The organism is Bacillus sp. m3-13 (assembly GCF_000175075.1).
GTDB classification, from domain to species: domain Bacteria; phylum Bacillota; class Bacilli; order Bacillales; family Bacillaceae_I; genus Sutcliffiella_A; species Sutcliffiella_A horikoshii_C.
On the sequence record NZ_ACPC01000045.1, the window covers coordinates 1 to 11,820 of the forward strand.

The following is an 11,820-nucleotide window of genomic DNA, read 5'->3' on the forward strand; positions in this document are numbered from 1 at the left end:
TTGGATACCACCTAAAACTTTTTATAAAATATTATAAAACAAAAAAGCAGAAGAAAGTTGTAATTTAAACATTCTTCTGCTTAATTAAGTACTAATTGTACATTCGATATTTAGCTTTTGAATGGAGCAAATGGCGTAGACTCCAGCGGGGGAAGAAGCGACATTGTTGAGACCCCGCAACGAAGTGAGGAGGCTCAAGGTCGCCCCGCGGAAAGCGAAGCCATTTGCGGAAATCAAAAGCGGTGTCTTAACAATATCTAAAATTAAGAACTTTTTCAGTGGCCTCCAACGAAGTGAGGAGGCTCACGGACCGCCCGCAGGCAAGCGAAGCGCCTGGAACGGAAATCAACCGATTCTCCTATCAAATAAAAAAAGTGAGGACCTAAGTCCCCACCTTCCTGTTAGTTTCTAGATAAAAACAGTTCTTCCAAAATCCGAATCTTTTCATCCGTATAATGTTCAAAACCATCATTATAGGACTTAGGATCTTTCGGATTGGCAAAGCGCGTGATCTTTCCTGTTTCAGGGTGAACAAACTTACTTGATGCCCCACATCCAAGTCCAATAATCGTCTGTTTCTCTTCCATAATCATGATGTTATAAATACTGTCCTGGCCTGGCAATGCATATCCGACATTCTCCAGATTACCAAGGATGTTTTTCTGGCGATATAGATAATACGGTACATAATTGTGGTTAGTGGTCCACTCCGTCGCCATATCCATCATCTTTCCAATCTCATAACGATCTGCCACCCTGTAGCGATTCTTATTTTGCGTCATTTCAGAAGCTCGTTTAAACGACAATGTATGAACCGTCAATGATTCCGGCATCAGTTTTTCCGTCTCTTCTAGTGTATGGGCGAACTCTCCCACTCCTTCACCAGGCAAGCCGATGATCAGGTCCATATTGATATTATTCATCCCCATCTCACGCGCAAGGTGGAATTTATCAATGGTTTCCTCTACAGTATGATGGCGACCGATGGCTTTCAATGTTTCCTGTGTATAAGACTGCGGGTTGATACTGATGCGGTCAATATTCCACTTTTTCAACACGTCAAGCTTCTCCGGTGTAATCGTATCTGGACGTCCGGCTTCCACTGTTACTTCTCGAACTTTTTCCATGTCAGGGAACGAAGCATACATCTGCTCATAAAGCATGTCCATCTCTTCTGCCGTGATACTTGTAGGCGTGCCACCGCCGTAATAGACCGTGGTGATCTTTATTCCTTTTTCCTTCAACCAGGCACCGATAGCATCGATTTCATGATGTAGACCGCCAAGGAAGGAGTCCACTTTCCCTTGTTTTCCATTAATCGCATAGGCAGGAAATGTACAATACGCACATTTAGTCGGGCAGAATGGGATCCCGATATAAATGCTGACTTCTTCGCCCAAGTCATGTAAATCTGGCACAACATCAAGCTGGCGATCTACAATCTGCTGCATTAAGTCTATCTTCTCATCTGTAATCAAGTAATCTTCTCGCAGCTGTTGATGGACTTTTTCTCGCGGCTCTCCCTTTTGAAGCTTAGAATGAAGAAGTTTTGTTGGACGGATCCCTGTTAGGATTCCCCACTTCTGAATAATTCCCGTATGCTCCTGCAATAAAGTCAAATAAACATAGGAAACGGCTTGTTTTTTACGGCGAAAGCTTTCTTTTTCATCTGACTCGCCTAATTCTTTCTCATGGGAACAAGTAAGTTCGCCGAGTTGTCCTTTTACAATAAACGTAGTGTCTTTCTCTTCCGCCTCAAACGTTATCTTTAATTCAGAAGATGGGTCTTCTCCAAGCACCACTTCTGTTTCTTCAAAAAACAAATCCGCAATCAATGATAACGGACGCTGATATCTATCATCATGCAAACCATTTATAGCAATCTTCAAGTTAATCACCTTTCACACTTGCCTTGTTATTCAGCAAGATTTTTCACTTCCACTAGTGTAACGGATGTAGCCGATGCATATCAAGATAATACCGTTGGAAAAGAAGTATCTATGACAAATAAAAAAGACAAACTCCACATACAGAGTCTGTCTCTTCCCTACTATACTATATTTTCATTTTATTTAAAAAGGCAATGCGTTGTTGTTTACGGAAATGTTCCTTAATCATATAGGCTACTCCGTTTTCATCATTGGTTCGAGTAATCCAGTCCGCAGCAAGCTTCACTTCTTTTGGTGCATTCCCCATCGCTACCCCCAGTCCTGCCACTTCAATGATAGGCAGGTCTTCCATCGTATCGCCAATGACCACCATTTCCTGCGGTGGAATTTTCAACACTTCACCAAGAGTTAACAAACCATCCATCTTTGTTCCACCGTCAGGTAATATATCCACTTTCCCGTCAGCATGAACAAGAATTTCAATCCCCTCAAACGCGGATTTCAAGGTTTTCAATACTCGTTCTCTCTCTTCTGGCTCTGTAAAATAAACCTCTATTTTCGGTGGTGCAATAGGATTGTCAATTAACGTATCTCCTAAAGACTCCACAAATTGCATCGGGTAAATTAATGGATCACTAGAACCAAGTACTGCCCTAGCCATCAAGTTGTTAGCACCTCGAAGTCTGTTTCCAATGGAATATCTCTCGTGCAAGATCCTAACGGTACAATCATAATTTTCAAGCACTTGCACAAGATTGAATGTCTTATCCTCTGAGAGCCGCTTCACATGAAGAGGTTGCTCCAGTTTAGAGGCAATAAATGACCCTCCGTGCGTCACTAAAAACGTATCAAGTTTCAATGATTTAGCCACTTTCTTAGCAAAAGCGAAGTTTCGGCCGGTCACTAATGTCACATAGACTCCCTTGTTTTTCACATACTCTATCGCTTCTTTCGTTTCCTTTGCCAATCTTCCATTTGATTTCAATAGCGTTCCATCTATATTGATGGCGAGCAGGCGGTATATCATGGAGAGACCTCCTTATCTAAGATGTTTGTACTTATTGATATGAGTATGAGGAATTTAAGGGAATTAGAACATAGGGAGCATCAGGTAGAGAAAAAATGAGAAAGAAAAAAAACGCATCTTCATGCAGATGCGTTTTTCCTGACAAGCGTCTTTCCACCAAATATTAGTTAGCGGAATCTACGTTGCTATATAATTCTTCTAGTGGTTTCATGATGATTTTGTTTAGTTCGCTTACCATCATGCTCATGCGTTGCTCTGCTTCCATAAGTTTTGCGATTGATTCGTTTTGTTGAACGACTGCAACAGTTTTTTGAGCTTGTTCTACTTCTTCTTGTGTAATTTCTTGGCCACTCATTTGTTTTTGTTGAAGTTCAAGTTGAATGTTGCGGAAGTTTTCGAACATGTTTTTTGTTGTTTCGTCAGCGAATACCTCTTTATATAAAGTTTGTAAGTTTTTGAACTCGTCACTTTCTTTTACTGCTGTTTCTAGGTTGTACGCTACATCGTATACGTTGTTTGCCATTTGTATGTCATTCCTTCCTTTTTTGCCCATCTTCCAGGCATGCTAGTGACCAGTATAACAAACATGCCACAGTCATTCAAACCATAAGGGTAGAGAAGTTTTACTTCCTCCTGTAGATTTCCGTTTCAGGTATTCGCTTTCCGCGGGACGGTGCTTGAGCCTCCTCGGCTTCGCCTGTGGGGTCTCAAGCTACCGTTATCCCCCGCAGGAGTCTCATACCTTACACTCCAATCTACAGGGAAAACTCTCTCTTAAAGAATCAGCACCAGCAGTCCTTGTAGCAGTCCGATAAGGCCGCCTAGTAGGGCTCCTAGGTAGGTGATTAGTTTTAGTTCGCGACGGGAGACGGAGAGGACCATTTCTTCCACTTCTCGCAGGGAAAAGGATTCGACCTGATCTCGCACCACTTCCTCGAGCTTTAATCTTACAAGCAGTTCTTCTAATTTCTCCAGCAAGAGCTCGCTGCCTGTGGAGAATGCGGAAGGGATTAATTTGTCCATCATCCATGGATAGATAGGTTCTATTGCTTCCTTCACCGTTTTATTCATCCATTTCGGAACGTTCACTGTGCGTTCTACCACTGTATGAAGAGAGGTAAGAATTGCTTCTCTGGAGATTTTATTTTCGAGGTCTTGAACCTCCATCTCCTTCAATTTATTCCATTCGCGGTACAGGACATTTATTAACACATCTTTTGTACCATCATGTTTGAGGAATTTAATGATTTCCGGCTGCACTTTATCGACCAACGGATAGTTGCCCATAAACATTTGCACAACACTTCCCAATTTCCCTCGGGTTGCGATAAAGTCGTTGATCATTTTAGACAACTGCCGTTTCCCTTCCACACTTTCAAAATGGTGGATTGCTTTATTCAGGATGAATTCAGAAACTGCAGGAATATTGCTCTCAACAGAATGCAGCAAATGCGCCGGCACTACCTGTCGAATTGGCTTCGAACGCAATTGTGTCATAACCTCTTCATATTTACTCTCCACAATTTGATGTAAGTTTTCTTGAAAGAGTGTTTCTGCGTCCTCTATTCCAAACTTCATTAGTACTTCTTGGACACTGACTCCTTTTTCAAGGTATCGGTCCACCTCTTCTTTAATCCATTGCTCTGACTTTTCCTTAAAAGAACTGTTCATTAGTCTTCTTTTCATACTTTCTGCGGTCAAAAGGTGCTCCATCACCAATTTTCCGAGTTGGTCTGCAAGTTCCGATCTTCTTTTTGGTATCAATCCAGGCGTAAAAGGAACTCGTTTTCCAAAGATATAAACAGGATTATATGGTCTGAAAAGCATTCGAATGGCAAGGGAATTGGTAACCCCTCCAATCAAGGCGCCAATCGCCATCATCATCACAATAACAAACAAGATATCCATCTATCGTCAACCTCTTTCTAATCACCGATTTATCTCCATTTCAATACTATAGATTGTGGGGCAAATTCCCCTGTTTCTCCTAAACAGCCTAACCTTAGACAAAAATGAGGGAAAAACATGAATTTTCTAGCAGCAAGGGTAATACCTTTTGAAAATAATACACCTGTACCAATTATACAAATAAGTGAAGCTTTAGCAAAAAAATTAAAGCTTCCAGAACATATATCTTTACTTACCATTCAATGCAGCCGGAATACAATGACGTGTAATATCGTAACTATCAATATAGTAGAAAACGTGTTGAAGATGGACCGCAGTATCCAAAAGTCCTTGTTTCTTTTTGAAGAAGAACGAACATACCTCATCACGTATAACAGGGAATCCAACACACTCCATATTGGTCCTGTAGTCGCACTCCTCACTGAAATTGGAATGAAAGATGAAGAATCTATCGACCTTAAATCCATTGAAGAGTATTGCATGGAGCTCGCCAACTATTCAGAGGATATCGGTATTATCTTCTATGTTTTCTCCCTTCACAATCATTGGAAGGAAAAATATATTGAAGGATACTACTTAGAGAACAGTAACTGGAACAAAGCGTTGCTTCCTTATCCTCAAGTGGTGCATAACCGTCTCCATAAACGTACGAACGAGAAGAGTGAAATGTTTCATGAATTAACGGTACAACTGCAAGAATGGGAGATTCCTTACTTTAATAATCATTTTCTCAATAAATGGACAGTGCATGAGCAACTTGCCTCCGCTGACCACTTGGCCCCTTATTTGCCTGAGACAGCACTATTTTCAGCCAAACGACTGGAGTCATGGCTAGAAACTCACTCGACTCTTTTTTTAAAACCAATCAATGGCAGTCAAGGAAAACAAATATTTAAAGTCTCTAAAACGGAAGAAGGATACACACTGGATTACTCTTCCCTTCAACAACAAGTATCACAACCATACAGCAGTATTACCGATTTGTACAAGCGACTTTCTCCTGAAATTAAAAAAAGACAATATATTCTTCAGCAAGGGTTAGACCTTCTTCACCTAGATGGGAGGCCGGTTGATTTCCGCTATTTGTGTCATCGAGCTGAAAACAATCGCTGGCAGGTTACCTCCTCTACCGCAAGAGCATCCAAAAGCGGGTCATTCGTCTCAAATCTTGCCCAAGGGGGAGAAATGCTTTCTGTCACACATGTCCTTCGAACGAAATTTGACACAAGGGAACTACCCCAAATCCGTAAACTTTTAAAAGAATTGGCACTTGAAGTGGCAAACGAAATCGCTAGTGCCTCAGAAGGGGTTTTCGGTGAATTGGGCATTGACCTTGCTATTGATACCGATGGTCATCCTTGGATCATTGAGGTAAATACCAAACCTTCTAAGAATTTAGATCAACCAGCAAACGCAAGAAGCATCCGCCCTTCTGCCAAAGCTGTCATCATTTACTGTCTATATCTTATACACGAACACTTAAAGGAGAGATAATATGATCACCCTAGGTGTCCTCTCATTTTCACAACCGACTTCTTATCTTACAAAAATAGCCGAACATGCTGCGAAAAATGGTGTCATGATGTGCATCATTTCACCAACTCAATTAACAGAAAGTAGATCTCACGTATCAGGCCTCATGTACACTTCAGACAAAAAGGAATGGAAGGATTCCACCTTTCCCATTCCTTCCTTTATTTATGACCGCTGTTATTACGGAACGAAGAAAGCGCAACTCTTTAAGACAGTAACAGACTCATTAAAGTTGCAGGAAAATGTACAGTTCCTCGGATACGGACTTCCAAACAAATGGGATGTCTATAACAAACTATCATCCATACAGGAAATTCAACCCTTCTTTCCACTAACAAAGAAACTAACCAGCGTCACATTTTTCTTATCTCACTTCCGTCTAAAAAACAGTTGGCTTATCAAGCCCATCAACGGCTCCCAAGGAAGGGGATTAATAAAGGTCGAACGAATCGAAAGTCAATATATCGTAAAAGAAGTGGTTCAGCCAGGAGAATCACTCTATATATTTAAGACAGACCATCACCTAAAAAAGTGGCTACATAGCCGTATGAAGATTTCAGAATATATTTTCCAACCGTTTTTACCTTTGCAAAATAAAAAGGATGTTCCATTTGATTTAAGGATATTTTTACAAAAAAACGAGGATGGGTACTGGACAGAAAGAGTAAGGTGTATCCGGACAGGCCCAAAGAACCATATTACATCCAATCTTGCAGGTGGCGGGGAGATGCTTCCTTTCTCTGTCATTACTCAGGGCTTGCAACGTGCAAAAAGAGAGGAATTAGAAAAAAAGTTGCAGATCATCGTGGAACATCTTCCTTCTGCGATTGACCAGTCAATCTCCCCTCTTTTTGAATTAGGAATAGACATTGGGATAGATCCTGACTATAATTTATGGATTTTAGATATTAATTCAAAGCCCGGTCATAAGATAGTAACAATGGCTTCTCCTTCTGTACAGGCAGAAATCTATGAAGCCCCGAGCAAGTACTGCATGTACTTGTCGTCTATCAAAAGGTGAGCAAACGGGAGTTGATGATGATGAAAGCACTCATACCTGTTAAATGCAGAGATGACTTAAAAGAACACCAAATTCTTGTTCCAGAACAGATCAGCGACGTCCACATAGAATCGATAGCTTTTGGAACACACCAGTATTCCTGCCATGGAATTTTACATGGCGGGCATTCTCTTTATCTTTCCGAATCATTATTTAAAAAGTTGCTCCTTCCTTATGAAGGAAACATCCATGTATTCGTCCATGAAGGCACTCTTCACCTTGGCCCACTGATTGGTATTTTCACAGCAGGCTTTACCAGTTCCATGATTCGGCCTATAGGAGAACGCTCTTTGTTTTTCTCCAAACTGCTTTCAACCGAAAGAAAAGTCGGTGCCTATATGTTTCTTTTCGGTGCCAATCACATTGATTGGGAAGAGGGTACAATGGAAGGCTTCATGTTTACAGAACATGGCTGGAAAAAAAAGACTCTCCCTTTTCCACATGTCGTTTACGATCGCCTTCCAAACAGGCGGACAGAAAAACATCGATTGCTTGCCCAAACGAGAGAAAAGATGCAAACAGATTATGCAATCCCATGGTTCAACCCAGGATTTTTTAATAAATGGGATATCCATCAAAAGCTGATGATTGAAGAAAATATCGTCCCTTACCTGCCAGAAACGCATAATGACGTGTCTATTGCGAAAATGGAAAAACTATTATCTAAGTATCCTTTCATTTACTTGAAACCTACAAATGGCAGTCTAGGCCTTGGCGTTTACAAAATAATTTATAACCGTGAAGAAGAAACATATTACGCACGCTATAAAAATGAGGACTTTGTCAATAAACTGCAGCGCTCCTCTTCCCTTGAAGCCTTATTGACTCATGTTTTGAAAAATAAGGACTTGTCCTGTTATCTCATTCAACAAGGCATTCCATTACTCAAAGTGGATGATTCCCTCGTTGATTTTCGCGTTCATACAAATAAAGACGAGCAAGGAAATTGGGTTGTAAGTGCGATGGCCGCGAAACTTAGTGGCAAAGGAAGCATTACCACCCACGCCAACAGCGGCGGGATAATCAAGACGGTTTCTGAAATTTTTTCAGATAAAACCGAACAAGAGGCAGTCATCCATAAATTGTCTCAAGCTTCCCTTTTAATAAGCAATGCCATTGATACACATATGCCGGGGTTTATCGGTGAAATTGGATTTGATTTTGGACTTGATAAAGAGCACAAGCTTTGGATGTTTGAAGCAAATTCCAAACCTGGCCGCTCCATCTTCTATCATCCAAAATTGAGAAACGAAGATATTTTAACACGCAAGCTGTCTATTGAATATGCGGTGTATTTGACCGAACATACAATAAAAAATCCGGAAGGTGTTTTTTCATGATTGAACTTTTTTATGAGATTGCCTCCCAGTCTTGGTACCAGCGTTTTGATAATGAGAAGAAAGTGACAATGGGAAAGTATTTTTCTGTCCCATATAAAAATGAGCATACCAGCAAATTTCTTAGCTTCACTTTTCTGCAAAAGGACATGAAAGCAGGTCCGCTCATCGGTATCCTAGCCAGTCCAAAAAAGGACGGATTTGTAGGGAATATCGGTCTGTTTAAAAGAATACAACGAAACCTCCAACAATCTGGTGGTTTATCAATAGTAGTTACTCCACAGCAACTTACAGAGGATGGAATGGATGGGTTTTGTTATCTGCCAACGCATGACCAATGGGTAAAAATACAAACTCCACTTCCAGATCTTTTGTATAATCGCTTGTCACGATATGAGGACGAAAAACTTTTCTTAGAGCAAACAGAAAAACTGACCTCTCTTTATCACATTCCCGTTTTCAATCCTCATTTTTTTGATAAATGGGAGTTATATTTACAACTGAGAGATAATGAGTTATTGAAACACCATCTCCCAAAAACGGACCTTCTATCTGAAGAAGCCTTAACCGAGTACTTAACAACATATCCTGAAGTGTACATTAAAAAAAGAAAAAGCAAGAAAGGAAAAGGAGTTTTCCTGATCATACGAAACGGAAACACATTTTTGATGAAATCAACGTCCACTACCACCGTTTTATTTCCGTCAATTAGTAAACTGGCAAGTTACTTTGAAAAAGAAGGATCATTAAATTCTTATATCATCCAAGAAGCCATCACCACTTTACCGATGAAAGGCAAGAAATTCGATTATAGAGTATTGGCTCACTCAAGTGGCAATCGCTTTGCTATTACTGGGGTTGGCGTTCGAATGGCTAAGAAACAGCAGGTAACCACCCACGTCCCTTCTGGTGGTGTAATAGTAGCAACAGAAGAACTTCCGGTAACAACCGACCATGAAACAATAGAACAGCTAATTAACCAATGTGGAAAACAGCTCACTTCTTTCTACGATGAAATTGGGGAATTTTCGGCAGACATTGGAATTACTCCTGAAGGTAAACATTACATTTTTGAATTAAATGCCAAGCCGATGGATTTTGATGAGGCAAAAATCAAACAGCGGGCCACCGAGAGTATTACCAAGGTTTTCTATGAACGATCTGGATTTCTCATGCAGGAATCCTCCACATAATGTCGAATAATATTACAAGTCGCCATTACATCATGAGGAGGAAAAGGCATGATTTCACACTTTCAATTAAAACCTTTCTATCAAAACAACCAACTACCTGGCTGGCATCTTTCTTTTTTTTACAAAGGGCACGCCATTAAAGCTGTCTATCACAAAAACGGTTCCATAGAATGGCCAGAATCACAGACCTTTTCCGAAGAAGAAAAACAAGCGGTGGAAGCGCAGATTCATGAACTCATGCTATTTCACGTTTACGATTGAAGAATCATTTTCCCTCCTTTAGATAAACTAACTAAAAAGGAGGGAATTTTTATGTCTGACGAGAAAAAGACGGATAAAGGTCCACAAAATGAAGGTCGAGATGAATATTTCATGGATGTAGACAGATATATTAATGAAGGACTTGCAGGTGGAACTGTCTTTGAAAGAGACCGCTACACGAACATAGAAGAAGCACGAGATTTGGTCAAAGAAGAACCTCCAACAGAAAACCAATAAAACTCTTCCCTTTAAGGAGGAGTTTTTTTAATTCCTTTGTATACTGCGTTCTCTTCGATATAATAGAAAGAATAGCTCAAAAGGAAAGGGATTAAGCATGTACAACCAATTAAAAAAAATATATAAGGATGCTCTCATCCAGACATCTGCCCCACATAGTTTTTCACGTTATCTTTGGTTCACTTCTTCAGACAATGATTATTATGGAATAGAAAAAGAAGCGTTGACTACAAAAGATATATTGCTATTAGAAACTTTTTTACAAAAGGTAGAAGAACATCAACTATCCATGAGTGAAAAGGAACAGTGGTGGCATGAATTATTATTTGGCCAAGCTTCTCAAAAGAGTCCCTACACGCAACCAAGGCCTTTCCGCTTTATCCACTTTGAATTTTCGGAACCATTGTTGAACAAAGAGGAATGGAAAGAAGCTCTTATTGCGTTTTTTGATAATGATTTGGAGATTGTATGGAAAAACTTCACTTCCGGCGTAATTGTAGACTTTTTGTCCGAAGTGAAAACGGAAGAAACTATCCCTCTTCATGACATCATCGACATCACCGCCTCCGACTTTTATACAAATGTAAAATTGTATATCGGAACATACACTCATTTAGAGGAAAATTTAACAGACTTATTTCACTGGGAGCAAACATGCTTTGAGCGATCGTTACAAACAAGGAGGCAGGCAAATATCCATACCTTCCAACATGCCCTCCCTTACATGCTGATCGAAAACATAGATGCCGAACACATCTCATATATTAAGAAAATGTTTGGCACGATACCGGAAGATGAAAAAGAACTACTGCAAAGCGTAAAAGTGTATATAGAAAATAATATGAATGTATCCCTAACAGCCAAAAAACTCTTCATGCACCGTAACAGCCTTCAATACCGAATTGATAAATTCATTGAACGGACAGGCATAGACATAAAAAACTTCCAAGGTGCCATGGCAGTCTACCTAGCAATAATCATCATCGAAAAGTAACACGATGTAATGCAAAACCCGAGTTGATTGTAGTGGAAGACGCGCAGACACCCGCGGGAGGAAGGGACAGGTGAGACCCCGCAACTGTAGGGGCAACTAAAATTCTGACAACATAAAGTTTTCGTAAATCCCTAGCTGGTGATTGGAGCAAAAGGCGAAGACTCCTGAGGGAGATAGTGCTAGGTGGAGACCCCGCAGGCTTGCCGAGGAGGCTCCAGCAGCGCCCCTAGGAAAGCGAAGCCATTTGCGGAAATCAACAGCGGCGTCTATACAACCGTTAAAATCCAAGAATTTCTCAATTGCCACCAACGGAGTGAGGAGCTCACGAACCGCCCGCAGGCAAGCGAAGCGCCTGGAACGGAAATCAACCGTTTTCATGAA

General features: G+C 40.6%; 11 protein-coding genes. 7 read left to right on the forward strand and 4 right to left on the reverse strand.

Going from position 1 to position 11,820, the window contains the following annotated elements; all coding sequences use genetic code 11:
• Window positions 1-401: 401 nt before the first annotated feature.
• From M313_RS0117980 to M313_RS0117995, 4 genes are all read right to left on the reverse strand, one after another.
• Window positions 402-1,889, reverse strand: a complete 1,488-nt coding sequence (locus tag M313_RS0117980; RefSeq protein ID WP_010198465.1) for a coproporphyrinogen III oxidase — start codon at window positions 1,887-1,889, stop codon at window positions 402-404.
• A gap of 166 nt (window positions 1,890-2,055) precedes the next feature.
• Entirely contained in the window at window positions 2,056-2,916 is an 861-nt protein-coding gene (locus tag M313_RS0117985; RefSeq protein WP_010198469.1) for a Cof-type HAD-IIB family hydrolase, read from the reverse strand.
• A 163-nt stretch (window positions 2,917-3,079) separates the two neighbouring features.
• On the reverse strand, window positions 3,080-3,439 hold the full coding sequence (locus M313_RS0117990; protein ID WP_029326584.1) for a YlbF/YmcA family competence regulator: 360 nt from the start codon (window positions 3,437-3,439) through the stop codon (window positions 3,080-3,082).
• A 251-nt stretch (window positions 3,440-3,690) separates the two neighbouring features.
• Window positions 3,691-4,824, reverse strand: a complete 1,134-nt coding sequence (locus M313_RS0117995) for a DUF445 domain-containing protein (protein WP_010198481.1) — start codon at window positions 4,822-4,824, stop codon at window positions 3,691-3,693.
• A 117-nt stretch (window positions 4,825-4,941) separates the two neighbouring features.
• Here M313_RS0117995 and M313_RS0118000 point away from each other — a divergent pair, with 117 nt between their 5' ends.
• The 7 genes from M313_RS0118000 to M313_RS0118030 all read left to right on the forward strand — a co-directional run bounded on the left by M313_RS0118000 (window position 4,942) and on the right by M313_RS0118030 (window position 11,439).
• Window positions 4,942-6,318, forward strand: a complete 1,377-nt coding sequence (locus tag M313_RS0118000) for a YheC/YheD family endospore coat-associated protein (protein WP_010198484.1) — start codon at window positions 4,942-4,944, stop codon at window positions 6,316-6,318.
• Between the two features lies 1 nt (window position 6,319).
• Window positions 6,320-7,378, forward strand: coding sequence for a YheC/YheD family endospore coat-associated protein (locus M313_RS0118005; protein WP_010198486.1), 1,059 nt, complete (start codon window positions 6,320-6,322; stop codon window positions 7,376-7,378).
• A 20-nt stretch (window positions 7,379-7,398) separates the two neighbouring features.
• Window positions 7,399-8,757, forward strand: a complete 1,359-nt coding sequence (locus M313_RS0118010; protein ID WP_010198489.1) for a YheC/YheD family endospore coat-associated protein — start codon at window positions 7,399-7,401, stop codon at window positions 8,755-8,757.
• Window positions 8,754-9,947, forward strand: coding sequence for a YheC/YheD family protein (locus tag M313_RS0118015; protein ID WP_010198493.1), 1,194 nt, complete (start codon window positions 8,754-8,756; stop codon window positions 9,945-9,947). Before M313_RS0118010 ends, M313_RS0118015 begins: the two co-directional genes overlap by 4 nt.
• Before the next feature lie 48 nt (window positions 9,948-9,995).
• Window positions 9,996-10,208 (forward strand): YheE family protein, encoded by a 213-nt coding sequence (locus M313_RS0118020; protein ID WP_010198495.1) that lies wholly within the window; start codon window positions 9,996-9,998, stop codon window positions 10,206-10,208.
• Window positions 10,209-10,259: 51 nt separating this feature from the next.
• Window positions 10,260-10,445 carry a hypothetical protein gene (locus tag M313_RS0118025; RefSeq protein ID WP_010198496.1) on the forward strand — a complete coding sequence of 62 codons (186 nt, stop codon included), beginning with the start codon at window positions 10,260-10,262 and terminating at the stop codon, window positions 10,443-10,445.
• A gap of 97 nt (window positions 10,446-10,542) precedes the next feature.
• Window positions 10,543-11,439 (forward strand): PucR family transcriptional regulator, encoded by an 897-nt coding sequence (locus M313_RS0118030; RefSeq protein ID WP_010198497.1) that lies wholly within the window; start codon window positions 10,543-10,545, stop codon window positions 11,437-11,439.
• Window positions 11,440-11,820 lie beyond the last annotated feature (381 nt).